Origin of the sequence: Sediminibacillus dalangtanensis, assembly GCF_017792025.1 — a bacterium.
Lineage (GTDB): Bacteria > Bacillota > Bacilli > Bacillales > Amphibacillaceae > Sediminibacillus > Sediminibacillus dalangtanensis.
On sequence record NZ_CP046956.1, the window covers coordinates 484,727 to 509,806 of the forward strand.

22 protein-coding genes are annotated in these 25,080 nt (G+C 44.2%); 13 read left to right on the plus strand and 9 right to left on the minus strand.

The window, feature by feature from the left end:
- Window positions 1-182 precede the first annotated feature (182 nt).
- Window positions 183-1,139: an LCP family protein gene (locus tag ERJ70_RS02560; protein ID WP_209366953.1), complete on the minus strand. Its 957-nt coding sequence runs from the start codon at window positions 1,137-1,139 to the stop codon at window positions 183-185.
- 444 nt (window positions 1,140-1,583) lie between these two features.
- Here ERJ70_RS02560 and ERJ70_RS02565 point away from each other — a divergent pair, with 444 nt between their 5' ends.
- Window positions 1,584-3,161 carry an alpha,alpha-trehalose-phosphate synthase (UDP-forming) gene (locus ERJ70_RS02565; protein ID WP_209366955.1) on the plus strand — a complete coding sequence of 526 codons (1,578 nt, stop codon included), beginning with the start codon at window positions 1,584-1,586 and terminating at the stop codon, window positions 3,159-3,161.
- Between the two features lie 155 nt (window positions 3,162-3,316).
- Window positions 3,317-4,207 (plus strand): UTP--glucose-1-phosphate uridylyltransferase GalU, encoded by an 891-nt coding sequence (gene galU, locus ERJ70_RS02570; RefSeq protein ID WP_074600267.1) that lies wholly within the window; start codon window positions 3,317-3,319, stop codon window positions 4,205-4,207.
- A 512-nt stretch (window positions 4,208-4,719) separates the two neighbouring features.
- Here the strand turns inward: galU and ERJ70_RS02575 are convergent.
- Entirely contained in the window at window positions 4,720-5,394 is a 675-nt protein-coding gene (locus ERJ70_RS02575) for a serine/threonine-protein kinase (RefSeq protein WP_209366956.1), read from the minus strand.
- 206 nt (window positions 5,395-5,600) lie between these two features.
- Between ERJ70_RS02575 and ERJ70_RS02580 the strand changes: the two genes are divergently transcribed.
- The 3 genes from ERJ70_RS02580 to ERJ70_RS02590 all read left to right on the plus strand — a co-directional run bounded on the left by ERJ70_RS02580 (window position 5,601) and on the right by ERJ70_RS02590 (window position 11,096).
- Window positions 5,601-7,118, plus strand: a complete 1,518-nt coding sequence (locus ERJ70_RS02580; protein ID WP_209366958.1) for a DUF4179 domain-containing protein — start codon at window positions 5,601-5,603, stop codon at window positions 7,116-7,118.
- 209 nt (window positions 7,119-7,327) lie between these two features.
- On the plus strand, window positions 7,328-10,060 hold the full coding sequence (ppc, locus tag ERJ70_RS02585; RefSeq protein ID WP_209366960.1) for a phosphoenolpyruvate carboxylase: 2,733 nt from the start codon (window positions 7,328-7,330) through the stop codon (window positions 10,058-10,060).
- Between the two features lie 148 nt (window positions 10,061-10,208).
- Window positions 10,209-11,096 carry an SMP-30/gluconolactonase/LRE family protein gene (locus tag ERJ70_RS02590; RefSeq protein WP_209366962.1) on the plus strand — a complete coding sequence of 296 codons (888 nt, stop codon included), beginning with the start codon at window positions 10,209-10,211 and terminating at the stop codon, window positions 11,094-11,096.
- 113 nt (window positions 11,097-11,209) lie between these two features.
- Here ERJ70_RS02590 and ERJ70_RS02595 read toward each other — a convergent pair whose 3' ends face one another.
- Window positions 11,210-14,248 (minus strand): efflux RND transporter permease subunit, encoded by a 3,039-nt coding sequence (locus tag ERJ70_RS02595; RefSeq protein ID WP_209366964.1) that lies wholly within the window; start codon window positions 14,246-14,248, stop codon window positions 11,210-11,212.
- Between the two features lie 540 nt (window positions 14,249-14,788).
- Window positions 14,789-15,679 (minus strand): ectoine hydroxylase, encoded by an 891-nt coding sequence (thpD, locus tag ERJ70_RS02600; RefSeq protein ID WP_209366966.1) that lies wholly within the window; start codon window positions 15,677-15,679, stop codon window positions 14,789-14,791.
- A gap of 438 nt (window positions 15,680-16,117) precedes the next feature.
- Here thpD and ERJ70_RS02605 point away from each other — a divergent pair, with 438 nt between their 5' ends.
- Both ERJ70_RS02605 and ERJ70_RS02610 read left to right on the plus strand, forming a co-directional pair.
- On the plus strand, window positions 16,118-16,312 hold the full coding sequence (locus ERJ70_RS02605) for a spore coat protein (RefSeq protein ID WP_209366968.1): 195 nt from the start codon (window positions 16,118-16,120) through the stop codon (window positions 16,310-16,312).
- A 21-nt stretch (window positions 16,313-16,333) separates the two neighbouring features.
- The gene (locus ERJ70_RS02610) at window positions 16,334-16,630 is read left to right on the plus strand and encodes a spore coat protein (RefSeq protein ID WP_245208099.1); all 297 of its coding nucleotides are present in this window, start codon (window positions 16,334-16,336) and stop codon (window positions 16,628-16,630) included.
- Between the two features lie 260 nt (window positions 16,631-16,890).
- Here the strand turns inward: ERJ70_RS02610 and ERJ70_RS02615 are convergent, their stop codons facing one another.
- A complete protein-coding gene (locus ERJ70_RS02615; RefSeq protein WP_209366972.1) occupies window positions 16,891-17,229 on the minus strand; it encodes a helix-turn-helix domain-containing protein in 339 nt (112 codons plus the stop codon).
- 255 nt (window positions 17,230-17,484) lie between these two features.
- Between ERJ70_RS02615 and sda the strand changes: the two genes are divergently transcribed.
- Together sda and ERJ70_RS02625 are read left to right on the plus strand one after the other, a co-directional pair.
- A complete protein-coding gene (gene sda, locus ERJ70_RS02620) occupies window positions 17,485-17,616 on the plus strand; it encodes a sporulation histidine kinase inhibitor Sda (RefSeq protein ID WP_209366974.1) in 132 nt (43 codons plus the stop codon).
- 926 nt (window positions 17,617-18,542) lie between these two features.
- Window positions 18,543-19,286 carry a Cof-type HAD-IIB family hydrolase gene (locus ERJ70_RS02625; protein ID WP_256439069.1) on the plus strand — a complete coding sequence of 248 codons (744 nt, stop codon included), beginning with the start codon at window positions 18,543-18,545 and terminating at the stop codon, window positions 19,284-19,286.
- A gap of 184 nt (window positions 19,287-19,470) precedes the next feature.
- Here the strand turns inward: ERJ70_RS02625 and ERJ70_RS02630 are convergent, their stop codons facing one another.
- The 4 genes from ERJ70_RS02630 to ERJ70_RS02645 form a co-directional block, all read right to left on the minus strand.
- A complete protein-coding gene (locus ERJ70_RS02630) occupies window positions 19,471-20,343 on the minus strand; it encodes an aminoglycoside 6-adenylyltransferase (protein ID WP_209369097.1) in 873 nt (290 codons plus the stop codon).
- Window positions 20,344-20,363: 20 nt separating this feature from the next.
- Complete coding sequence (locus ERJ70_RS02635) at window positions 20,364-20,969, minus strand: YdcF family protein (protein ID WP_209366976.1); 606 nt, start codon at window positions 20,967-20,969, stop codon at window positions 20,364-20,366.
- A gap of 167 nt (window positions 20,970-21,136) precedes the next feature.
- Entirely contained in the window at window positions 21,137-21,283 is a 147-nt protein-coding gene (locus ERJ70_RS02640; RefSeq protein WP_209366978.1) for an anti-repressor SinI family protein, read from the minus strand.
- The gene (locus tag ERJ70_RS02645) at window positions 21,280-21,651 is read right to left on the minus strand and encodes a helix-turn-helix domain-containing protein (RefSeq protein WP_209366980.1); all 372 of its coding nucleotides are present in this window, start codon (window positions 21,649-21,651) and stop codon (window positions 21,280-21,282) included. Before ERJ70_RS02645 ends, ERJ70_RS02640 begins: the two co-directional genes overlap by 4 nt.
- A gap of 335 nt (window positions 21,652-21,986) precedes the next feature.
- Between ERJ70_RS02645 and ERJ70_RS02650 the strand changes: the two genes are divergently transcribed.
- The 4 genes from ERJ70_RS02650 (at window position 21,987) to ERJ70_RS02665 (ending at window position 24,924) form a co-directional block, all read left to right on the plus strand.
- Window positions 21,987-22,610 carry a CalY family protein gene (locus ERJ70_RS02650; RefSeq protein WP_209366981.1) on the plus strand — a complete coding sequence of 208 codons (624 nt, stop codon included), beginning with the start codon at window positions 21,987-21,989 and terminating at the stop codon, window positions 22,608-22,610.
- A gap of 115 nt (window positions 22,611-22,725) precedes the next feature.
- Window positions 22,726-23,631 (plus strand): amyloid fiber anchoring/assembly protein TapA, encoded by a 906-nt coding sequence (gene tapA / locus ERJ70_RS02655; protein ID WP_209366983.1) that lies wholly within the window; start codon window positions 22,726-22,728, stop codon window positions 23,629-23,631.
- The gene (sipW, locus tag ERJ70_RS02660; RefSeq protein WP_209366984.1) at window positions 23,628-24,224 is read left to right on the plus strand and encodes a signal peptidase I SipW; all 597 of its coding nucleotides are present in this window, start codon (window positions 23,628-23,630) and stop codon (window positions 24,222-24,224) included. The genes tapA and sipW overlap by 4 nt, the downstream gene beginning before the upstream one ends.
- 25 nt (window positions 24,225-24,249) lie before the next feature.
- Window positions 24,250-24,924, plus strand: a complete 675-nt coding sequence (locus ERJ70_RS02665; protein WP_209366986.1) for a TasA family protein — start codon at window positions 24,250-24,252, stop codon at window positions 24,922-24,924.
- Window positions 24,925-25,080: the final 156 nt, after the last annotated feature.

The following is a 25,080-nucleotide window of genomic DNA, read 5'->3' on the forward strand; positions in this document are numbered from 1 at the left end:
CGACAAGCTTAAGAACAGCCTCGGCGTGGCGCTTTTTGCCACACTGAGGTGGGCTTAAGACCTCGAGGGGGTAGGCGCTGGAGCTGGACGTGGCTGTTTCAGCCAATAATTATCCACAGGCAATTAAATTTATAATTAACAAAAAAGGCGGGACACCTTGGTTGGCGTCCCGCTTTTTCGCATTATTCGTCGTGTAAAAAGTCTTGCATCAAGGCCGCATTGTGTTCCACATCAATCGATAATGCCAAGCCAACACCTTCATATCTAACATCTTCATAGGAGCCGTCCTCTGGAATTCTCAATGTTTCAAATTCCTTCGTATTCCCCAGCACCACATCTTTTGCCATACTGGTAATCAAACCAGTACGGACATTGGTGTCTACATATCCTTGTGCAAAGCCGACCAATTCTGGAAGCTTGGTGACCGTCGAGACGCTTTTAACCTTATCGGTAAGCTTCTTGATGACTTCCTGCTGGCGCTGCACCCGGCCGAAATCACTCTTGTCATCGTGACGGAAACGGGCGTACGCGAGTAACTCTTTCCCGTTCAATTTCTGCGTCCCTTCTTCCAGTTGAATCCCGAGCGCTTTTTCGTCCTGGACCATTTCCGGCGTTACCGTTGCTTCGATGCCGTCTGGTGCTATTGTATTGACCACATCGACAAATCCTTCAAAGCCGACAATTGCATAGTAATGCAGATCTACTCCGAAGTTATGGCTAATCGTTTCGCGCAGTAAATCAGGACCACCAATCGCATAAGCCGCATTGATTTTGTTATAGCCGTGACCGGGTATTTCAACATAAGTGTCCCGCATAATCGAGACGATTTTCGGACGCTTCGAACTGGAATCATAATGAGCGATCATAATCGTATCCGTACGCGCAGGCTCATCTCCGCGGGAATCGTCACCCAACATCAGCACATTGAAATTGTCGGCTGTTTCTTCTGCTCCATGAAATTCGTACTCTTCCTTTGGCTGCTTTTCTTCAGCGGTCGACTTGGCTTGATACCATTGATAGACGGAATATCCACCGATCGCGATTATAAGCAACAGAAAGATGACAAGAAAACGTCTTCTTTTTTTTCGTTTACGCCTTTTTCTTCTATATTCCAACCTTTTATCATTCGTCTCTGTCATGATAAACTCTCCTAGTTTACTAAATAGTGGTCCACTCTCCGGACAGCTTTCAACATTATTCTACCATATTGTAGTTGAAGATAACTACAGTATCCTGGTTGTTTTCCTATGGTGAATCATTGCCGGAAATCTGACAGGAAGAAATGGTTGTTTGCAGAAACTATTGTCAGGTTACCTTCCAAAACTGTAACAATTTTTTAACAATTCATCTATAATGTGACTTAATACAGACATTTCAGCCTTCAAGTTCTTCTTTTTATATGCCTTTAGACCAGTAACAAGCTCCGCATTCTATCTTCCCTCTCGGACTTTCGCCTCAATTTTCTCCTATAAAGAAGATCTTGCCAGTCCAGCCAAAATAAAACTTGTTTTACCCAGAAAAAGAAGGGGTATCTATTGGTTACCAGTTATTTTTCTGACAATATTATCAAGGAGGATGGGGAAATGAAACCAGTGAAAAATGTAGAGAAAGGATCGCCAGAGAATTCATCTGCGGTTACTGAACAGGAAATACAAACAGAAAAGACAACATATGATAATAAATCGATAAAAGTTAATAGAGGTACCAGAACATTTCAGGAAAATAACGCGGAAACAGATCAAAATAAACAACAACGAAAAAAGGATAAAAAAGAGCAAAAAGGTTCGACATTTCTTGTACTGGCGAACCGGCTCCCGGTAGATAGTTATACAGATGAAAATGGAAATATACAATGGAAAAGGTCGCCAGGCGGACTCGTTACAGCATTGGAACCAATGCTGAAGAAGAGAGAAGGTGCCTGGATTGGCTGGGCGGGCGGCACCAGTGAACCGCCAGCACCATTCAGAGAAGATGGCATGAAAATAGTGCCGATCGAACTGACGCAAGAGGATGTGGAAGAGTACTACGAAGGTTTTTCCAATGCCACGCTTTGGCCGCTTTACCATGATGCCATGGTAACGCCGAAATTTGATCGAAGCTGGTGGGGTAAATACGTAGAAGTGAACCAGCGTTTTGCCGATGCTGCGGCCAAAGAAGCAGCAGAAGGTGGAACTGTGTTCATTCAGGATTACCAGTTGCAGCTTGTCCCACAAATGCTAAGGGAATTAAGGCCAGATGTCCGGATTGGATTCTTCCTGCATATACCTTTTCCGCCCAAAGAGTTGTTCTCCCAACTCCCTTGGCGACGCAGAGTGATGGAGGGGCTGCTCGGAGCAGACCTTATTGGCTTCCAAGTACATGGAGCTGCTCGTAACTTCCTGGATTTGACGCGTGACTTCCTCGGACTATCCCCGACGGAAAATACGGTTGTCGCCAAAGACGGCCGTCAAGTAAAAGTCGACGACTATCCTATCTCTATCAGCAGTAAGGAGTATGACACCCTGGCGCGAAGTGCTGAGGTGGAAAAATTAATTCATCAGTACCTTAGTGAACTTGGAAACCGGCGCATCATCCTTGGTGTCGATCGCTTGGACTATACCAAAGGCATTGACCGACGCTTGAAAGCTTACCGTGAAATGCTTGCTGATGGCATGCTGGATCCCGAGGAAGTAGTCCTCGTCCAAGTGGCACCGCCGTCCCGTGAACGGGTGGAGAGCTATGCAAAACTCCGCGAAGAAGTGGAAAGGGAAGTCGGCGGCATCAACGGGGAATTTGGCCGGTTTGGACTTCCGGCTGTCGATTATATCCCGCGTTCCTTAAACCGTACAGAACTTGCCGCGTTGTTCCGCATCGCTGATTTGATGATGGTAACACCGATCCGCGACGGAATGAATCTCGTATGCAAGGAATATGTCGCTTCCCGCATTTTTGGAAATGGGAACCTGATTTTGAGTGAGTTTGCCGGCGCTGCCCAAGAACTGAAAGAAGCATGGTTATGCAATCCGCATGATATCGATGGCATGAAGGAAGTAGTCAAAGCGGCTTGGGATGCATCGGAAGAGGAGCAAAAACGCCGGATGAGCACCATGCGCGATCATGTATTTGAATACGATGTCGACCGCTGGGCGAGCGACATTCTGCATGATTTGGGAATTGATTAAAGAAAATTTATGAAAAAATTTACATTCTGTTATAATAGAAGTTGATAAGATGAACAAGAAAGGAGCTTTCCCAGGCAAAATGCCGGGAAGGGCTTTTTCCTTTCTGAATCATGGAACGGACAATACACACAAAATCAGCAAAAGGGTGAGAGTAAATGACCAAAATCAAAAAAGCAATCATTCCAGCAGCAGGATTAGGAACACGGTTTTTGCCGGCAACAAAGGCGATGCCGAAGGAAATGCTTCCGATTGTGGACAAACCGACGATTCAATACATCGTGGAAGAAGCAGTGGAAGCCGGCATCGAGGACATTATCATTGTGACCGGTAAAGGCAAACGTGCCATTGAGGACCATTTTGATTATTCTTTTGAGCTGGAAGAAAATTTAAGAAGAAAAGAAAAATATGACTTACTGGAAAAAATCAAACAGCCTGCAAAAGTGGACATTCATTACATCCGCCAGAAAGAACCTCAAGGCCTAGGACACGCAGTGTGGAGCGCGCGGAAGTTTATCGGGAATGAACCGTTTGCTGTCCTGTTGGGGGATGACATTGTACAATCCGACGTCCCTTGTTTGAAGCAGTTGATGAATATTTATGATGAAACCTTATCGTCTGTCATCGGCGTACAATCTGTTCCAGAGGACGAGACACAACGCTATGGTATCATCGATCCTTCCAGTGAGAACGGCCGCCTGTACGAAGTTTCCGACTTTGTGGAAAAGCCGCCTCAAGGATCTGCGCCATCCAACCTGGCTATTATGGGACGCTACATCCTGACACCGGAAATTTTCATGTATCTTGATAAGCAGGAAAAAGGTGCAGGTGGTGAAATCCAGCTTACGGATGCGATTCAACATCTGAATACCATTCAGCGCGTGTTTGCCTATAACTTTGAAGGGAAACGATATGACGTAGGGGAAAAATTCGGTTTCATCAAAAGTACCATCGAAATGGCGCTTCAGGATGAAGAAATGAGCGAACAGCTTACCGAATTTCTTCGCAAAGCACTAAAAGAGAAGGATGTAGAAAACAGCATCAATTAATACTCAAGCAGAAGACTGTCGTGAATAAGGCACGCAGTCATCTGCTTTTTTTGTTGTAGGAAAATTAAAAAATTAACTGTCTGTGGCTCATTATTGGCTGAAACAGCCACGTCCAGCTCCAGCGCCTACCCCCTCGAGGTCTTAAGCCCGCCCTCTGTGTGGCAAAAAGCGCCACGCCGAGGCTGTTCTTAGGTTTGTCGAAGGCCCAAACGATGTGGGTCATGCAGACGTGGCCACAGGACGTGGCGGCTCTAGCCTGTAATCCTTTAAACAGGCGCTTGCGCTTTTGTCCCTGTCTGAAGGAGAAAGGCTCCAGCATCCCAAATCGAGTCTCAAGTGAAATGGAGATGAATGGGGCAAAAAGACGCTCATTCAATCTATGAAGAACAAAGACAAAACATATTGACTAAAGCAAAAACCAAAAGATGATTGGAAATCCTGCGCATATCAACTCCATCGGTTTTTCTTTTTTAGATTTTTCCTATTACACTACTATGATGTCTTATTCCCAGTCATTTTCTCGATTTCAGCAGCTTGGCTGCGCGCATGACAACTTCCTCAAAAGCTGGGGCATGCCCATCTCCGGGTTGATACCATTTTCTGATTCGATCGATCAACCAGATAGGAACCGGTTTTCCATCAATTAGGTGGTAATACAAGTCATAGCCCTTTTTTAAATGATCCCAACGACAGTCGCTGCCAGTTTTGATATATTCGGAAACATCCAGCAATTTTGCCCGGCCGTTCTGCATCAGGATGTTTTTAAGATGGATATCTCTTGGATTGAGGCCTGAAGATCGTACATACTGACGGGCAGCTTCAACGTCCGCTATCAATTGGCGAGGAATCGAAATACCCCGGATCAGGCAATCGTATAACGTGATGCCAGGTTCATAACTTAATACAAGATAACGGTCCCCGGCACCGTAACAGACAGGAAAATGCCGGTTTTGCCCAAGTTGTTGATAAACTTGATATTCAATCGCTTTTTTAGCAACTTTTTCACTCGCAAAAAGTTTAAAGGCATAACCGGGCAGCGGATCAAAAAGGAAAACTGCCGCATCCGTTCCAACTCCGGCAATCGTCAATCCTTTCATGCTGCCAGTAACAGTTACCAGCTTATTGTCCGCCGTAGAATGAACTTCCATTTGCGATAAAGCTTGTTCGGCTAGCTTCCATTCTGTCATTTTGGTCCCGTCCTTTACCCGGCTGTAATTATGTCATTCATGTTCTTCCTAACATTATACGATAAGAAGGTGGTTACTCGTTAGTTTTTTCTATCACTAGATAGAAAAAATTGGTTTCTATTCACCAGAAAAAAGCAGAAGGTGACAGGAATAAAGCGGGATATTGTCGAATGTAAAGAAGGATGGGAATCGAGAGGGAAAAGTAGGTGGAAAATATCGACTGTGAACAATCGAGACGGGTAGTCAAAAAGTATAAACAAGGTAAACTTTCAAATAGGAAAAAAGAAAAATTAGAAGGGCATGTCAGCCAATGCCCTGATTGTCGCCAGTATTTTCAGGAATATCAGGTGAAGAGCGGAAAAGGGATAAAGGAATGGCTTGCAAAAACAACTCCGAGGTTTTGGGGGATAGTGCTAATCGGATTTTTGTTTCTGGCAGGAGCAGCTTATGCTTTCGGTGGAGTGAACAAAGCTACTGATTGGTGGAAGAGCATGCGGATGCCTACAGAAGACAGTTTGGCGGAGGTTGAACAATATGGTATTGGAAATGAAGTGCATGTCAGTCAGCAGGATAAGGGAGTTGAAGTAACCATCACCCACGTGATTGCCGATGATTTTCAAACCTTTGTTTATTATGAAGTGGAGGATCATGTAGAAGGTAGATTGCTCCGTCTGGATTATTCTCAACCTCCAAGAATTAACAGTGAAAAAGGCGTTTTTGATATGGGGCGTTCTTATGGACAGCTTGTCAATGGTTTGAACGATGCCGAACAGCAGCAGGAGGGCAAGTATCGTGGGCGTATTGCCTTGGCGCCGATCAAGGAAGACACCGCTGCTTTTGATTTGGAAATCAGCATGCTGATGGAGGTTTCCGTGGAAGACTTAGCCGATTCGAATGATCCATACCAGTACGGTGGTTCCCATTCAACGGGTACTGCTCTAAATGGCGAGTGGAAGTTTACCATTGAAGCGGACAAAGAGGACATAATCGAGAAGCCTGTGAACGTAGAGGCGGAAATTGAAGGAAACCGCATTGTCATCGATCAGGTCAGGATTGCGCCGACCGGGACGATGATCGATTACAAATATGAGCTTGGCCCGGACGGTAACGACAAGTTCTTTTATTTCGACCGGTTAATTGGTGAAAAGCAAACTTACCAGCGGGAAGACCTGGGCATGGTCTATGCGGAGGAACAGCAACTGGACAACCAGTGGGTGCATGAACATGCGATGTTCAAATCAATGTATCGTTCCCCGGAAGACTCACTAGAGCTTGGTGTTGGCAGGATAGAAGAATATGTCATGACGGAAAAATCCTTCCCGATCGATCCGGATAAAGATGAACCCCAAACCTTCACTTTTAAAGGGACGGACATTTCGGTAACCGATATAAACATCGATGGAAAAACCAGTGTAACCATCAAAGAGGATTGGGATGAGGAAAGGGAGTTTGAACGGGTTCAGTATGATATTCGTACTGATCCGCCAAGCATGTCGGTATCTCAGGAGGAAAAAGACGGAATCCTTGTTGATGAAGATGGAAAAAAATATGATCCGAATCAAGTACAAACGTGGGACGAAATGCAGAAACTCCGTTATTTTCCGCTGGAAAATACGTACACCCTGGAGGCTAATGGAGCGGAAGAAGTGAAGCCGATAGAAGTGAGGATAAGCAGTTATCAGAAAACGTACTTTTCGACAGAAACCATTTCTTTTGACTTATAAGTGGAGGATAAAACAACGTGTTACACTCTTGATCTAACTAACAGATTAATAATCTTTTAATCTATATCGATTTTAGATTAATCGGTGGTTTTTTCGTGATACTTTCGCCGATTCATTATAGAATAGAGATAAGACAACGTTTTCGAAACTCAGAAGATTTAGGGGAAGGTGACACTTTGCAAACTTTAGAAAAGGAAAGGGACAGTAGTATGTCATTAAGGCGAGACGTGAAAGCATTGGGTAATATTCTTGGAGAGGTATTGTTGCATCATGGCGGACCTGAACTTTTGGAAAAAGTGGAAAAGATACGGGTCACCACAAAAAAGCTTCGTAATGAATATGATGAAGGAACATATAAAGCGTTGAAACAGGAAATCGCAAACCTGAAAGCGCCTATGCGGCAACAGGTGATTCGGGCATTTTCGGTATATTTTCATTTGATCAATGCCGCCGAGCAAAACCATCGCATTCGCAGGCGTAGGGAATATCAGCTTCAAGAAGGAGAGATGGCGCAGCCCGGTTCGATTGAAAGCGCTGTGGTTTCATTGAAAAACAAACAAGTGGATGAAGAAACGATTCAACAGGTGCTTGATGAGTTATCCCTGGAGTTAATCATTACTGCCCATCCGACGGAAGCAACAAAGCATTCTGTACTGGAAATTCAAAAACAGATTGCGAGTATACTGCAAAAGCTTGATCAGCCCCAGCTTACCAGTAAAGAACGGAAAGAGCTGGAAGATGGCCTGGTGAACGAAGTGACTATTCTCTGGCAGACAGATGAACTGCGTCACAGGAAACCAACAGTGATGGATGAAGTGCGCAACGGGTTATATTATTTCGATCAAACATTTTTTGATGTTCTGCCTGAAATCCATCAGGAGCTGGAAGAACAGTTGAAGGAGAACTTCGACAGCAGCTCTTGGAAAGTGCCGAACTTTCTGCACTTTGGTTCCTGGATTGGCGGTGACAGGGACGGCAACCCGAATGTTACGCCGGAAGTAACCTGGGAAACTTTGCACAAACAACGCAATTTGGCGTTGAAAAAGTACAAAGAAAACATTGTACAGCTGATGAAGCGTTTCAGCCATTCGACCGAGCGGGTGGACATCAGTAAAGAACTGATTGATTCCGTCAAGAAAGACGAAGCCAAGTATATGGATAATGGCCAGGCTTGGGCGGTCGAGGCAGAAATATACCGCCGTAAATTTGCGGTAATGCTGAAGCGGCTTGAAGAGACAGGGGAATCGGCTATCGGCTATCAGGATGCAGCCGAGCTCCTCGACGATCTGCAATTGATTGAGACCAGTGTCAAGTCGCACCAGCCGGTCGACCGGGAGTGGAAGGCACTTGGCAAATTAATCAGACAAGTACAGTTATTCGGCTTCCATCTGGCTTCGCTGGATGTACGTAACCATAGTGGAGAACATGAAGCGGCGATAACGGAAATCCTGAAGAAAGTTCATCTTGCTGATGATTATGCATCACTTTCAGAAACGGAAAAGCAGAAAGTGCTTGAAGACGTTCTGAATGATCCCCGGCCATTGTTGCTATTGAATGAAGATTATTCTGAAGAAACCCAGCAAATGCTCAAGGTCTTCCAAATGATTAAAAATGCCCACGATGAATTCGGACGGAATGCCATCACGGTCTATTTGGTCAGTATGACTGAATCGGCCAGCGACCTGTTGGAAGTTCTTGTACTGGCAAAAGAGGCTGGTATTTATCGTGTGCATGCCGATGGCTCAGTGGAAACACACTTGAATGTCGCACCATTGCTGGAAACGGTAGACGATTTGATTGCTGGTCCGGAAATCATGGAAACGTTGTTCCGGATGGAATGCTATAGTAGCCATTTAAAAAAGCACGGCAATCAGCAGGAAATCATGCTGGGCTATTCCGACGGCAGTAAAGACGGCGGTACGCTTACTGCAAACTGGAGATTGTACAGGGCTCAGCAAGAGATTCACGATGTAGCCAAAAAGTTCGGCCTCGGTTTGAAGTTTTTCCACGGACGAGGCGGTTCGCTGGGTAGGGGCGGCGGTCCATTGAACCGCAGTATCTTGTCCCAGCCGCCAGAAACATTGGGTGACGGGGTCAAAATTACTGAGCAGGGAGAAGTGCTCTCCTCTCGCTATTTATTGGAAGATATCGCCTACCGTAGCTTGGAGCAGGCCACTTCCACCCTTTTGGAATCAACAGTCGACAATACGATCGGGTTTGTGGCCGGCAATGAACTTGAGGAAAAGGAATGGCGGAGCATTATGGAGGATATTTCCAATGTTTCCCTGAAAAAATACCAGTCATTGGTGTTCGGTGATCCAGACTTCCTGACTTACTTTCAGCAGGCAACTCCGCTGAATGAATTAGGTGCTCTGAATATTGGATCACGTCCAATGAGCCGGAAAAACCGGAATCGGTTTGAAGATTTACGTGCGATTCCGTGGGTTTTCGCTTGGACCCAAAGCAGGCAATTGTTACCGGCATGGTATGCCGCCGGAACCGGATTGAACAGCTATGCATCAAAAAGCGCCGGGCATTTGCATCAGTTACAGGAAATGTATGAAAAGTGGCCTTTTTTCCGTTCGACTATCGATAATCTACAGATGGCCTTATTGAAAGCAGATATTACGACAGCCAAGGAATATGCAGCCTTGGTGGAGGATAAGGAAATTGCCGATCGTATCTTCGGCGACATCGTGGAAGAGTATAATAGAACCAAAGAAGTGTTGCTGGAAATCACCGGAAACCAGGAACTGCTGGACAATACGGTGAATATCCAAGAATCGGTTCATCGCCGGAATCCATACGTCGATCCACTGAACTTGCTGCAAGTCAACTTGATCAAGGAATTGCGAGACCAAGAGGATCCGGATGATGACCTGCTTGTGGAAGCGTTGCTGACCATCAGCGGTATTGCCGCCGGCTTGCGCAACACCGGTTGATATCAAGACAGCCCCGGGTAATAGGGTATCTATTGCCCGGGATTTTTATTTGATTAGATAAAATATAAGTTGTGGCGTGCCCTTGACCAACTACAGCAATTTATCGAGGTATGCCAAGCTTTCATGTAGCAAGGAGGAGGTAACAAATATGACAACAGTACAAGCTAAGTTACTATTGGACGCCAAAGCAGAGTTGGCGGAGAGTCCCTATTGGGATGCCGAGCGGCAGCGATTGTATTGGGTCGATATCAATAACCATCAGCTGCATGTTTTTTCGCCTAGTGATGGAAAGGATGAAACGATTCAATTTGATCAGTTTGTGAGCGCTGTAACGATGACCGCTTCCGGGAATCTGCTTTTGGCAATGCATCATGGAATACATCAATGGAACCCAGACAACGAAGAATTAACCTTGATCGCCAACCCGGAGGAAAACAAGCCGGAGAACCGCTTTAATGAAGGGAAATGCGACCCGGAAGGAAGGTTTTGGGCCGGAACGATGGCATTGAACGCCGAGCCGGGCGCAGCTTCCTTATACAGGATGGATACAGATCACGCAGTAACCAAGATGCTATCAGACGTAACGATTTCTAACGGATTAGCCTGGTCTACAGAGAAAAATACGATGTATTACGCAGATACGCCTACCCAAAAGGTTGAAGCATTTGATTATGAACCGACAACCGGAGCCATTTCCTATAGAAGAACGGTCATTCATATTCCGGAAGAGCAGGGAGCACCAGATGGAATGACCATCGACGAGGAAGGGATGCTTTGGATTGCGCAATGGGGCGGCGCCAGAGTTGGCAGGTGGAATCCGGAAACTGGAAATTGCCTCCAGACAATTGAACTGCCGGCAGCGCATGTCTCGTCTTGTGTGTTCGGGGGCGCTAACCATGATGAATTGTATATCACCACCGCGCGTGAGCACTTAACAGCAGAGCAACTGAAACAGCAGCCCCATGCCGGAGGTTTGTTTTGGATCAAGCTTAATGTAAAAGGAGCGGCCAGTAATAAGTTTGCTGATCAATCATAGTGGCAATGCTTGCATTCTAGTAAGGAAAAGGTCATTCCTAAAAAGAAGAAAGTCTGTGAGGAATTTTCATTTCTCACAGACTTTTAACATTAACCCGTTTGGTAAAAGGGAGCTTAGATTGCCTCTTCCCCTGTTGAAATGACCGATTCTTGTTCTGGTATTTGCTTCTTTTTGTTGCGGGTGAACAGTCGGTAGACCGCTGGAATCAGGAACAACGTGATAAAGGTTGCAAACAGCAGGCCGGAAATGATTACCGTCGCCATTGGCGCCTGGTAGTTTCCGGATGTACCGGAGGCAAACGCTAATGGAAGCATTCCGCCGGCAGTCGTCAGCGTAGTCAGGAAAATCGGGCGAATCCGGTTTTTTCCCGCTTCCACTAAAGCCGCATCAACGTTAGCACCATTCTTGCGCAACTGGTTGGTGCGATCGATCAGCAAAATCGCATTGTTAAGCACGATGCCAATCAACATGACAATACCCATACCTGACATGATACTTAGCTCGCGCTGTGTAAGAAATAAACCAACAATAACACCTACCACCGTCATCGGAATAATCGACATGACAATAAGCGGATGGGCGAGATGATTGAATTGAACAGCCATCACCAGGTAGACAAGGAAAATAGCCAGAAGGAAAATTACTGCCATATCCATCATTAGTTCCTGCTGTTGTTCCAGGTCTCCTGCAGTCGATATCGAATAGCCGCCAGGTAATTCATAGTCATCAATTAGCTTTTGTACCTCCCGGTTTATCGTGCCCAAGTCTTTCCCCTCAATATCGGCAGATACAGAGACATATCGTTCTCCGTTTGTATGGGAAATCTCATTCGGTGTTTCAACCGTTCTCAACGCCACAAATGAAGATAATTCCTGTTCCCCTTGCGTCGTAGGGATTTTCTTTTCCAGTAGTTGTTTTTGACTGAGTGTTTCATCACTCCAGGCAGCTGAAAGCGGTATGGTTTCATCTTCGGTGACCATTTCACCTACCGGTATGTCCCAAAAAGCTTGCTCGATATACTGCTTGATTTGTCCTTGTGACAAACCGGCATCCTCAATCTTTTCTTTATTCAGCTCCACAACTTGTTCAGGAGAAGCGTTTTCCATGGAATGGGTGACTCCTACGATTCCCTCTATTTTTTTTAAGTCGGTGATAAACTGCTCGGTTAACCCATTCAGTTCAGAGAAATCCTCGCCGGCAATATGGACTTGGACCGGATAACCACCGCCGCCCGTCATGGCGTTTTGGACACTGGTTAACGGTGTCTTGTCTTCCAGACTGCGCAGCGATGCCATGATATCCTCGTTGATATCCTTTTGCTCACGGGTAATGTCTTCTCCTTTGGTCATGTTGATAATAGCATAAAGCATATCGCCATTATCCATGACATAGTTGGTTTCTACATCATCGATTTCCTGCAATTTGTTATCTATTTGCTGAACTAGCGTTTCTTTTTCTTCTGGTGAAATCCCGGTTTCTGTCTCCACCATCAATTCGGAATATCGGTTGAAAACGTCGGGCATGATAGTCATTGGCAGTTTGGTGACCAGGAACAGGGATGCGGCGAACAAGACGAAGAACAGACCGATTACCGACAAGCTATAACGTTTTTTGCGAACCGTCCAAGCAAGTATGCGCTGGTATAGCTGCAACATTTTCCCATCCTTTTGCGTGGCTTGCTTTTTCCCGAACTTCAAAAATCTTTCGGAAAGAGCGGGAATCAACGTAAAGGAAACAAGGACCGAACTGGTTAAGGTGAAAACGACCACCAAGGACAACATAATCATGAATTGTGCAATTTCTCCTCCTAGCAATCCGATAGGAAGAAACACGACAATGGTGGTAAGCATCGAAGCGAAAACGGCAGTAGCTACTTCTTTTGTCCCTTGTAACACCGACTGTCGATTTGATAGTCCGGCTTCTTTTTTTCGATAAATGGATTCGAGAATAACAATGGATGAATCAACCATCATCCCTATTCCTAATCCGAGTCCGATCAGGGTCAACATGTTGAAACTGTAATCAAACAGCCACATGGCCGTGAAAGTTAGCAGGATGGATGTCGGTATCGACAGGGCGATGATTGCGGTTGCCCGGATATTTCGCAGGAATAATAGCAAAACAGCAATTGCGATGATCCCGCCGATTAAAATGTTGTTACTGACACCATCTATGGATTCCTGGACATAGTCAGCCTGGGCTACCATCTCATGAAGTTCGAAACCATTGACTAGACCTGCGTCTTCGATTTCTTTTATTTCAGCTCGTACTGCATCAGCCATTTCAATTTGACTGACACTATCAGTACGGCCCACTTGAACGAAAATAAAGTCTTTGCTGCCATTTTTCCAGACGAACGCGCCATCTTGGACAGGCTTTAGTGATACCTCGGCAACATCCTTTAAATGGATAACTCCGTCTGCTGTTGCGATTTCGGTGTTCTCAATATCCTGTATATCCGTGTAAGTGGTATCCCATCGAAGGGAAGGAGAGTCTTCATCATTGCTGAAGCGGCCCAATGTCGCTTCACTGTTGGCGGTCTGTACGGCCTGAACCGCTTGCTGGGCATCCAGTGCATGACTTATTAGCTTTTGTTCATCGAAAGCAATCACCGCTTTATGTTCTTCAATCCCGGATAGCGATACATCACGCACCTCAGCTAAATCCTCCAGCCGGGGCTCCAGAACATCTTTGGCGAAAGCTGTCATCTCTTCCATCGACCCGCCGGAAACATCCATGTAGAACTCGTAGCTTTGGTTGGAACCGTAACGACCGGTTTCGATATGTTCAACTGCAGGCATGTCTGCTGCAGCAGCATTAACCGACGATTCTACTTTTGGATAAAGTGCATCGCCTTTTCCTCTATCAAAGGTTACCTGCAAGGAGCTTCTCCCGATGCCTGTTGTTGATTCTACGTCTGTTACACCGTCCATAGCCAGTAACTGTTTTTCGATTGGATCGGTAATCGAACGTTCAACATCAGCAGACGCCATTTCTCCTGCTAGCATCTCTACGTAGGCTCCGTCCATGTCGATTGCAGGCATCAGTTCTTTGTCTAGTTTAACGGCAGCATAGCTGCCGATCATCAGAATAAGTACTACCAACAGCCCGATTAAAATCTTTCGTTTTAAAAAAAATTCCAACAGCTTCATTTACATCCTCCTTGATTGGTTTGTGGAACCCGCACATTGACAACGAACATCTATTTCTGCGTTTGTGTTCAGCAGAGGTAGTTAAGTCTTATGTTAAACCCAGGATGTTAACTTCTTGGGGAGAAATAGTAAAAAGTTCATGAATTCTTAAGGGGAACAAATGTTGACTCGTTTATCACATGCTTTTTCATCCTATGTATATCTTATCGTTGCCTTATTTGTTGCATAATGATCTCTGGATGTATCTCGACTAGGCCTTTAGACTGATGAGGAATTACTAGAAAAATGTAGTCTCCTGAGTTGGCGTTGTGCTTTCTAATGGTCAACCATTCTTTTATATATGATTTTCCATATGTTGAATAGTTGTGTTGAGAACCTTTAGAAATTTTACTTCTCTTTGCGAGAAGTTACGATCTCTCTCTAACATATGTCCACTTAGTATTAGGTATAGTACTTTTGTGCCAAAGAAAAAAACCATCAACGTATCGAAGACGCTGATGGTTTTATTTTGCGTTAAGGAGGTAAAACGGTTTTTATAAATCAACCCAGTACCGGGAGTTTTTTTCTAGCTGCGATAAATTCAGGCCTAGGCGCTGCGCCGGAGAATGGTTCGACCAGCCGGTTTTCTACGCTGTTATACACCATAAACAAGTTATTACGGCCATACGGCGTGATATTGCTGTTGCTGCCGTGCATCGTATTGCACTCGAACAGCAGTACGCTTCCTGCTGGTCCGGTCGGAACGGAAATACCATATTCTTCGGCAAGCCAACGCATGCTGTCATGGTCCGGTACGCCGAATTCCTGCATTTTTAATGATTTCTTATAATGGTCTTCAGGTGCTTCTCCGATGCAGGAAATAAAATGCTCGTGAGAACCAGGAATCAACATCAGCGGTCCGTTAAAGGAATAGTTGTCAGACAATGCAATGGATACACTGACCGCACGCATCCGCGGCATTCCGTCTTCGACATGCCAAGTCTCGAAATCGGAATGCCAATAAAATTCTTTTCCGGTAAACCCTGGCTTATAGTTGATTCGTGACTGATTGACGTAGACATCGCCTCCGAGCAGGTAATTGACGATGTCCAAAAGTCGCTGGTCTGCAGAAACCTTATCAAAATAGTCACTGTTCTGGTGTACGGCAAAAATGGAACGAATTTCCTCACTTGTCGGTTCGCGGACGACCTCCGGCTTGTCCGATTGTTTGTATTCATCAGCCAGGCCGTAGATTTCTTTGCTCATCTCTTTTACTTCATTTTCGGAAAAGAAACTCTCCAACATCAAAAAGCCATTTTTTTCGTACGAGTCTATCTGTTGTTGCGAAAGTGGAGAATGATTTTCTTGTCCTTCTCCTGCATGAATGACCGGGTCCTTTCTCGGAATAATGCTGACTTCCTGACTTTTTCTGGACGGATATAGATCTTGCATTAATCGCCACTCCCTTTTTGATTTTTTGTTTTGGATGATCCATTTTGCTTTTCTGCTAAGTAAGAAAACAAGCCTTTAAGTCTGTCCAAACAAATCCGGACTCCTGCGAATTGATTCACCTATGTTTTGGTGTCCGGTAGTCCAAGCGGGGAATGCCACCTCCTTTTTAATGAACATTCAGAAAACTTTTTCACCTCCAACCCTAATAGACAAAAGCTTTATTGGCAAAGCCGCTGAGGGCGACTCTCGGTTAATACAGCCCTCTCTAAGACGGTTGGGAAGAAATATATAGCGCTTGAGTTGTTTATCTCAAGCTTGTGTAGGCAAGATAGTTGATTTGGGGCTAGTCCTTTTTAAAGAAACATAGGTGGTTTGGTATGTGAGAGGAGTTGGGTATAAAACTTAGGAACCCAATATGGATCACCAAGGAGGAGCAAAATGGCTAGCAATAAACTTGCTTTACATGAAACGCTAGAAGTGCATGAGATTCTTACCTTAAAACAGTCGGCGATTCTCAAGGCGTACGCGATGAAAACATTAGTGGAAGACGACACCTTGAAGCAAATGTTGGACAATGAAGTGAATCGTTCGGAAAAAGCTATTAAAGAACTAGAGGAAGTATTAGGTCAATAAACAAAAGAGAGGATGACATACATGGAGCTATTGGATAAATTAAAGACAGCCGGAAAGATGCGAGATGAAGTAATTGCGACAGATTTTCTTGTAACTGCCAAAGCTGCAGTCAGAACATATGCTGTTGCTATCACGGAAACTGCTTCTCCAGAAGTCAGGGATGTGTTGAAAAAACAATTGAATGAGGCGATTGATACACATGCTAAAATTGCTTCTTACATGATCAAAAATGAAATGTATCATGCTTATGATATAAATGAACAGCTATCACACGACAAGGAAAAAGTAAAGAAAGCCTTGGAAATGGTCAATGGATAAAATAAAGAAAAGCGCAAGCGCCTTGATAAGGAACAGGCTAAAGCCGCCACGTTCTGTGGCAACGCCTGCATGACCCACATCGTTTGGGCCTCCGACAAGCTTAAGCAAAGCCTCGAAGTGGCGGCCTTTTGCCACACAGAGGATTTGCTTAAGACCTCGAGGGGGTAGGCGCTGGAGCTAGACATCTCTGAAATTTATACTTTCTTATCTTTGAATAAGGGCCCTGCATCCGATCAGTTGATCGTTCAGGGTCTTTTTTATTACTTATTTTGTTTTTTCCATTCCAACATAACATTGATAATTTTAATAAGTGCTTGGCGATCTTCTTCGCCTAATTGGTTTAAATGTAAGAGGATATTCATCTGCTCATCTTTAACATTCTCAGCGAGACGGAAGAGTTCGGAAATGGGAATCCCCAACGAAAGGGTGACTTTATGAATGGTATTGATGGTAGGGTTTTTTTCACCTCTTTCAAGCTGGCCGATATAGGTGGGATGTAATCCGGACAAATGAGCCAGTTCCTCCTGACTAAGTACTTGCTGTTTCCTAATTGCTCTGAGCCGTTCACCTACTACTTTTGAAATTGGCTTCTGGTGCATGCTATCACCTCTATACTAGAAATATACATGGTATTTGTGAACAACCGAAGATACTATAAATAGTGTTTTGTAAGCGTTGAAATACTAAAAGTATTTTAGTAAGATGTTTATAGGCAATTATCCCTATTGGTAAGGAACCGTATGGATAAGTAGAGAAGGTAATGGTTATAGAAAAAGGAAAGGTATTGCTGCTGTTTCAACTAGACGCAACTTTAAACTGGATGACATAACTATTGGGTTAAAGGTGATGTAAAAATGTTTGATAACTTGTCAGATGATATTTTGATGGACGCTTATTTGAAGGCGCTTGAACTGGATTTAGAAAAGGATTTTATTTCCCTGCTGGAAAAGGCCTTAGTGTACCGTGGCCTGTATGTACCAAAGTAAAGAACCTTACTTGATGCTGATTGTAGGGGACGACAGGTTGATCAAACAAGTTGACGTCACGGAGATATAATTCACTAAACGATCAGGAAGGACCTACAGGCTTTTATGCACAAGGGTACTAGGACATGCAAATCAGATAATGAGCGTGAATTAGAAAGGCGCCCCCAATTAAATTGGGAGCGCCTAATTTTATGAACACTATAAGCAACTTGTCTTCTTCTAACAAGTATCAAACCAAATGAATGTTGCCGCGGTCTAAGTTCCACCTGGATGTTTTTAAAACTTAAACGACGTAAGCCCTACCTCTCTTACATCCTCACGGCTCCGAAGCCGATCCAGTGTGAATAAGTGTTGCTAAAAACTAAGCAGAATGCCAGTTTAATGAGACTTGTCATTCTTAATAAGTTACTTCTTTGGCGAAGTCCATTTTTAAATATAACATTCTGCCGGTGGAATGTCAATACTCTATATATGTTCACTTCCATTGTGTGCACATATAAAATATACCCTTCCTTGCTTCACCTTAACCCTACAGAAAATAAAATGATAAAAATTACCCAGAAAAAGATAAGTAAAGAAAGTAACAGGGAAAACTAACGGGGTCAGGCCCCAAAACAGGAATAACTGCCAGAAAACCGGGTAAAAGAAAAGGCGGAGGGTCAGTCCCCGAGAACCCTATAATCTGATGGAATGGTGCTTCTGGGGACAGACCTTAAATCAGGACAAATCGTACCATAGCGACAATCTTGCTTTATTTGAAGGTGGATTTCGGTGGAATGGGGACTGACCCCACCCTCCTGACCCCACCCTCTCCTGCTGCCTCCTCTCCAGTCACCAGTTGGCTGGACTGGCAGTTTTGGTGTTTTGTATTATAATAGGGAGGGTTGAGGATTTAATACAGATGATTTCATACTAAAGGAGTTGTTTTGGTGGTAAGTAAACTTGACATAAAATTAATTGCATTAGACATGGACGGGACGTTGCTGAATTCGAACGAGGAAGTTTCGGAAGCGAATCGCAAGGCGATTACTGCAGCCCGCAATAATGGGGTGGAGGTTGTACTTTCCACCGGACGCCATCGGTCATCCTGCGAAGCACATGCAGTTTCTTTGAACCTTTCTTCTTATTTGATCACCGTAAATGGGAGTGAGATTTGGACTTCAGAAGGCGAACTGGTATCCCGCCAGTCTTTGGATATCGAAACCATAAAAAAATTGGTCGATCTTAATGAACGATATGGCACACGCGCATGGATGGCTTCCACAGAAAAAGTCTTCCGTGGAGAGTTCCCTGCTGATTTGGAAGGATACGAATGGCTCAAAGTCGGAATCGATATCGACAGCGAAGAGGTCAAAAATCGAATCCTTGAAGAATTGGAAGGTAATGATTTGCTCGAGCTAAGTAATTCTCATCCGATGAATATTGAAATCAATGCGGTCGGCATCAACAAAGCGAGAGCTCTTGAAAAAATTTGCGGGTTGATGGGCATTACGCTGGATCAGGTAATGACTGTAGGCGACAGTCTTAATGACATCAAAATGATTCAGGAAGCAGGACTTGGAGTAGCGATGGGCAATGCCCAGGAAGAAGTAAAACAGACTGCCGATTGGGTTACAACTGATAATAACCATGACGGAGTTGCCAAAGCAATCGAACATTGGATTCTGTAAATTCCGCAAGTCAACAAACGCCTGGTTTAGCATCCAGGCGTTTGTTGTTTCAAGACACGAATGAGTGCTGTCCGGGCCAGCGCCTACTCCCCTCGAGGTCTTAAGCAATTTCTCTATGAGACAAAAACGTCCCTCCAAGGCCTTGCTTAAGCTTGTCGGGGGTGAGCAAGGCGCTCTGCTTTTATTAAATACCATTACGATTGTCGTTCAACGTATCTACTAGTTTCATTGCATAATCAGCGGCTTCTTCAGGATAGGCAATATCGAATTGTCTGCATACGTCAGTGGAAATCGTGCGAAAAAAATCCATGGTGTTTTTTAATGCTTCCCACATTTCCTCCTGCTCATAGTGTGCGTACAGCTTTTTGAACTCCTCACTGACTGCTGGCTCCGTCCATTTTTCAAAAAAACGATATCCATGCCAGATTTGGATGTCGGCACCTTTTCGTGCTTTCACTTGCTTCTTCAACATTAAAATAAGGCAGTCTTTCATATAGCCATCACAAATGGACTTTCCGTCCAACAGTTCCCCACGTCGAAACTTTTTCGCTGCCAGGTATGCATGATACCAAAAATCATGGATAAGGTTTTCAATATCCATAGTCGCCATCCCTTGGTTATTGGAGAGCGGCGCTTTCGCTTTTTGGATGATCGACCGGGTGATGTCATCTTTATCGATCACTACTTTTACCCCTTTGGCGAGAACATGGAGTACTTCCGTGTTTTTTTCCATCCCGGATAAGGATGCTACCGGAAACAAGGCAAAATCGACATCCAGTCCACCCTCAAACAGGACTCTTCGTTCCGTGCTATCTCCTACAGCAGTCCTTTCCAGAAAGGTAATAACAGGTCTCCCCATGTGTGACAACCATTCCGTATCTTTTAAAAAGGGTGCCGTATCTTTAGAGAAAATGACTAAATCGAGATCGGCCCATTCATCTGCCGGCATTTCTGTTCTTGCTCTGGAGCCGACAATGAAGGCGGCCCGGATGTTTTCGCTTTCTTCTGCATAAAGAACAAAACGTTTTATCAGATCATCAAAGGTTACTCGAGACATCACACAGTACCCCTCCTTTACTACTCGCCAATTCGTTCATCAACCAAAGCTCCTTGTTTCACATAACGAATGATTTTAGCAGCCTCGGCAAAGGCGCGTTTTCTTCCGTGTTCGGTTTGAAACCAATTGTTTTTACCGGTGAGTAAATCATCTGCAGGACATAAAGAAAAGGCTATCCAATCCGGCATATAGGTCTTCATTGTTAAATAAAGTCGTTTCATATGATAGGAAGCAGTTACGATTAGAAGTCTTTCAATATTATACAGATGGAAAGCACGATCCAGCACGAGCAGGGAGGCGAGTACGTTCTCCAGCGTATGCCGGGATAGGTCTTCGGTTAGAATGTTTTCTTCCGGGATGCCCAGTGTCACTGCTTCGTTTTTCAATTCGATTGCTTCAGGAACGGTTTTTTCTCCCCATTTCACACCACCAGAGAACAGGATCTTCCCGGCGCGCCCTTGTTTGTAAAGCTCGATAGCCTTGGGGAGCCGGTACCGGACAGCCATACTGCTGCCGGCCACTACGATACAATCACCGTTTTGGTTGTCATCCTCCACACCGGAAAACAATAACGTTTCCAGCTGGGCATCGGTAAGCTTGTTTTCGTTCAGTTCCGAAATGTACATTTGTCACCTCACCTCCATTTGATTGGTTGTCTTTCTTTAGAATATGTAGCTTCCATTTAAATGTATCATAACCCAGTAGGAATCAGCGCCTGTTCTTAAAAAAATAATGAAAAAGCCATGTTGTATGAAAAAAGCCTAAATCTCAAGAAGATTTAGGCTTAGTGCTTTCACTTTTTTGTGGTTCTCTCTTTTATCCTGCTGTTGGTATGGAGAAAGCTGCGAACTTCCTCTGGGGTCATTCCAAGTCCTTTGGCGTTGATGATCAGTTGCATCCATTCCTGGTCCAGAACATCTTGTTCATTCTTTTTTCTCATTGTTTTCCCCCGTTATGGATATTTTCTTTTCCATCCAGCCAGTTCTTGAATTTTACATATTCCATGAGGTCACGAAAGTCATCTTTGCTCATGCCTTCCTCGATTGCTTTTTTAAAAAGTCCCTCCCATTCTTTATCCAGTTTGGGTGTTTCCGTATTCTTGTTATCCTCTGGCTGCTGGCCCAGCAGGTAATCAATACTCGTATCAAGCGCTGTAGCAATCTTGGATAGTATTTGCAGGGACGGATTTTGTTGTATGTCACGCTCAATATAGCTTAAATAAGACTTTGACACACGTGCCGCCCTGGCAAGCTCTGTAATCGAGTACCCTTTCTTCTTCCTTTGGTTTCTAACCCGGTTACCAATCATGGCTTTCTTCCCATCTTTGGTTGTAATAAAGAACAGAGCACATGCATACGATGTTGTTTTGTTCATTATATAAAACAATACGTTCTATAAAAAATACAAAATAGTAAGAAAATGAGCGTATTTTCTTGAAAACGAACGATATTCGTTCTTAATTAAGAAAAAACGGACAATTTTGCGGTTTTTCAATCTTGCGATAATGACATATACTCCAATTGTTGGTTCTTTAAAAAGAACAACGCAGAATGAATAACGAACAGATGCAGTCCTTGTTTGTAACTCCTTCAGTAGGTAGGAGTTCAAAAATATAAAAAAGGAAAGAAAGAGGAGGAGAAAGAATGAGCGTTAAAAAGAAATTAGGTATGGGAGTTATGTCGGCAGCGCTTGGGTTATCTTTGATCGGAGGAGGTACATATGCGTATTTCAATGATACTGCTGAATCAAACAACACTTTCGCTGCAGGTACACTAGACCTTTCGGTAGATCCTGTGGAAATTTTTTCTGTAGATAATCTGAAGCCGGGAGATTATATGCTTCGATCTTTTGAATTACAAAATGGGGGAACCTTGGATATTGCCAGAGTTCTAATGGACACTTCCTATACGGTAAACGATGCTGATGGCGATAATGCTGGAGAGGATTTCGGGGAGCATTTGGTAGTTAAGTTCATCAAGAATGAAGGCCATCCAGAACATATCTTTGATGATGACGAGTACACAGTAGTCTATCAAAAAACGTTAGCAGAACTTGCGGATATGACTCCAGACGATTTGGCTGTAGAGCTGGAGGACTTCTTGATATGGGATTATGAACAGGATGGAATTCCTGCAGGTGGAACAGACTACTTATCTGTGAAAATCGAATTCAACGATAATGGAGAAGATCAAAATAAATTCCAAGGCGATTCTCTTGATCTGACTTGGACCTTCACTGGCGAACAAGAAGCTGGCGAAAGAAGATAAGCTGATTTTCTGGAAAGGTGAGGATCCCTCACCTTTCCATCCTTATTCTTTCTCATCAATAGGCAACCAGCTTTGTATATTGATAAGAAAGAATAAATATTAGGGAGGCCCTCACATGCGAAGCACGCGTTTAGCAAAATATAAAAGAAAATACAAAAAAGCTGTGATAGCTTTGCAAATCCTGGCAATCTGGTATGCCGCCGTGTTCAGTGCTGCGTTGCTGACATCTCCGACTGGAGCGTACTTTAACGACTCTGCCGAAGCAATGACGAAAATTCCGGTTGGCGAGTGGGAGACGGATGAGTGGGATAAGAGTTCACTAGTTTTCCTTGGTGAAAAAGAACAAAAGGTGGAAGCGTGTGAACCGGAAAAAATCAAGGTCAAGCTTAAAAACGGCGGAGAAGACATGAAGGTCACTTCTAGCTATGAAGTGTATTATGCAGCCGATGGAAATCCGAAAAAAGGAAAAAAACTGGAGCTGGAAACGGATGAAGGTACGATAAAGAAATTGAAAAGCGGTGAAGAAGTTGAGTTGACATTCTTGGCTGGGGAACCAGGAAATTATAAATTCAAAGCTTATCAGGTTGAAGGACACCCGGGCAAAGGAGAACTTTGGAGCGAAACGATTACGATAGAATGCAAGAAATCGAATAAGACAAAAGCCGGTGAGAAAGAAAAGGTAGAGGAACAGCCTGCTGAAGAAGCTGAGGAAAAGGCAGAAGCAGAAGACAAGGCAACCGAAGAAAAAGACAGCAAACAGACCGAGGAAACCGAAAAAGAGGAACAAAAAGCTGAAGATAAAAAGCAGGAGTCTGACAAAGCAATCGATGAGAAACAGGAAGAATCGAAAGATAACCAGGAAGAATCGGAACAAAAGCAACAAGATCAGCAAAAACAGTCTGAGGAAAAGCAGGTAAAAGCTGCGGACACCAAATCAGAATCTTCCGAAGGTCAGCAGGAGAAAGCGAAGGAACAGGAAAAATCGCTATCCAAAGAAAAGAGCGAGGGTGACAAGGAATGAAGAAAGGAATGAAATTAATTATGAGGTGGCTCAGCCGCCTCGTAACATTTACATTATTTGCGACACTCCTGTTTATGGTTTTTGTGGTCATTTCCTCGAAAGCATCCGGCGGCGAGCCGCAAGTGATGGGTTATCAGTTGAAAACAGTCCTATCAGGTTCGATGGAGCCAGGAATCAAAACCGGTTCCATCATTGCGGTAAAACCAGGCGGCGATATGACACGTTTTGAAAAAGGCGATATCATTACCTTTCAGACAGAAGAAGAGCTGCTGATCACCCATAGAATCGTCGATGTAACGACTAGCGGTGACAATGTTCTTTATGAAACAAAAGGAGATAATAACGACGCTGCGGACAGAGAACCCGTTTTATCGCAAAACGTCATCGGTGAGTACACCGGATTCACGGTTCCTTATATCGGCTATTTTATAAGTTTTGCCCAGTCTAAAGAGGGAAGTGCATTGCTTTTGATCCTGCCGGGAGTTCTCCTGCTCGGCTACGCTGGGTTCACTATTTGGCAGACGATTTCCCAGCTTGATGCCAAAAGCAAAAAAGCAGCTGCGGCAAGTCAGGAAGAAACAACGGAGTCATAATTGATGAAGATAGAGGGTGAGAAGGATGAAAATTAAAGCCCGGCTTCTTTTTACGACGGCATGCGGTCTAGCAGTTTTTATCATGTTTTTTTCCACAGTCGGTTACCACAAATCGTTCGCCAGTAGTAACGAAATAGATATTGAAACCTTGCCAACAGACATCTTATTCGATGTGGACAATATGAAACCTGGTGACTGGGCGACGAGGACCTACACCATCCAAAACAAGGGTTCCCAGGATATGGACTACTACCTTTCAGCCCAGTTTAAATCAGGATCAGAAAAACTGTATAAGGCCTTGAAGCTTCAGGTGAAAAATGGTGAAGAGTCTTTATACAGTGGAAGCCTTGCCGGTTTTACGGATTTGGAGAAAAGACTACTGGCTGTGAATGATCAGGAAGAATTGACATTCACCGTTGATTTTCCAGAAGAGCTTGGCAACGAATTTCAGGGACTAATCAGTGATTTTGCTATCATAGTTAGTGCGGAAGGATACCCGCCAGCTGGTGTTTCACCAGATACTGGATCAGACTCCAGCTCAGGTGAACCGGACGGTGCTACTCCAAGTGAGGGTAAAAGCCTGCCTGACACCGCAACGAATTTATTCAATCTATTGATTGCTGGTACAGCTTTATTCCTTACCGGAGCAGCCATTTATCTGTACAGCAGACGCAGCAGGAAAGACATAAAAATAAGTTAGCTGAAAAAGGTCTTGCATTACCCCCAATAATCAGGACCTTTTTCTATACAAGAGACGTTCTTCAAAAAGAACGTCTCTTTTAAAAGGTGAAAATATAAAAGATCTAGGTCTAGCGTGATGCTGTCTAAGGTAAAAATCGCGGGGCGGGACGCTTGC

What these genes read in the sequence shown, in the direction of transcription:
- ERJ70_RS02650 (WP_209366981.1), top strand. Translation starts at nt 21,987, where the DNA reads ATGAGCGTTAAAAAGAAATTAGGTATGGGAGTTATGTCGGCAGCGCTT.
- ERJ70_RS02640 (WP_209366978.1), bottom strand. Translation starts at nt 21,283, where the DNA reads ATGAGAAAAAAGAATGAACAAGATGTTCTGGACCAGGAATGGATGCAA.
- ERJ70_RS02635 (WP_209366976.1), bottom strand. Translation starts at nt 20,969, where the DNA reads ATGTACATTTCGGAACTGAACGAAAACAAGCTTACCGATGCCCAGCTG.
- ERJ70_RS02590 (WP_209366962.1), top strand. Translation starts at nt 10,209, where the DNA reads ATGACAACAGTACAAGCTAAGTTACTATTGGACGCCAAAGCAGAGTTG.
- tapA (WP_209366983.1), top strand. Translation starts at nt 22,726, where the DNA reads ATGCGAAGCACGCGTTTAGCAAAATATAAAAGAAAATACAAAAAAGCT.
- ERJ70_RS02595 (WP_209366964.1), bottom strand. Translation starts at nt 14,248, where the DNA reads ATGAAGCTGTTGGAATTTTTTTTAAAACGAAAGATTTTAATCGGGCTG.
- ERJ70_RS02565 (WP_209366955.1), top strand. Translation starts at nt 1,584, where the DNA reads ATGAAACCAGTGAAAAATGTAGAGAAAGGATCGCCAGAGAATTCATCT.
- ERJ70_RS02560 (WP_209366953.1), bottom strand. Translation starts at nt 1,139, where the DNA reads ATGACAGAGACGAATGATAAAAGGTTGGAATATAGAAGAAAAAGGCGT.
- ERJ70_RS02645 (WP_209366980.1), bottom strand. Translation starts at nt 21,651, where the DNA reads ATGATTGGTAACCGGGTTAGAAACCAAAGGAAGAAGAAAGGGTACTCG.
- sipW (WP_209366984.1), top strand. Translation starts at nt 23,628, where the DNA reads ATGAAGAAAGGAATGAAATTAATTATGAGGTGGCTCAGCCGCCTCGTA.
- ERJ70_RS02605 (WP_209366968.1), top strand. Translation starts at nt 16,118, where the DNA reads ATGGCTAGCAATAAACTTGCTTTACATGAAACGCTAGAAGTGCATGAG.
- ERJ70_RS02665 (WP_209366986.1), top strand. Translation starts at nt 24,250, where the DNA reads ATGAAAATTAAAGCCCGGCTTCTTTTTACGACGGCATGCGGTCTAGCA.
- sda (WP_209366974.1), top strand. Translation starts at nt 17,485, where the DNA reads ATGTTTGATAACTTGTCAGATGATATTTTGATGGACGCTTATTTGAAG.
- thpD (WP_209366966.1), bottom strand. Translation starts at nt 15,679, where the DNA reads ATGCAAGATCTATATCCGTCCAGAAAAAGTCAGGAAGTCAGCATTATT.
- ppc (WP_209366960.1), top strand. Translation starts at nt 7,328, where the DNA reads ATGTCATTAAGGCGAGACGTGAAAGCATTGGGTAATATTCTTGGAGAG.
- galU (WP_074600267.1), top strand. Translation starts at nt 3,317, where the DNA reads ATGACCAAAATCAAAAAAGCAATCATTCCAGCAGCAGGATTAGGAACA.
- ERJ70_RS02615 (WP_209366972.1), bottom strand. Translation starts at nt 17,229, where the DNA reads ATGCACCAGAAGCCAATTTCAAAAGTAGTAGGTGAACGGCTCAGAGCA.
- ERJ70_RS02610 (WP_245208099.1), top strand. Translation starts at nt 16,334, where the DNA reads ATGGAGCTATTGGATAAATTAAAGACAGCCGGAAAGATGCGAGATGAA.
- ERJ70_RS02630 (WP_209369097.1), bottom strand. Translation starts at nt 20,343, where the DNA reads ATGTCTCGAGTAACCTTTGATGATCTGATAAAACGTTTTGTTCTTTAT.
- ERJ70_RS02575 (WP_209366956.1), bottom strand. Translation starts at nt 5,394, where the DNA reads ATGACAGAATGGAAGCTAGCCGAACAAGCTTTATCGCAAATGGAAGTT.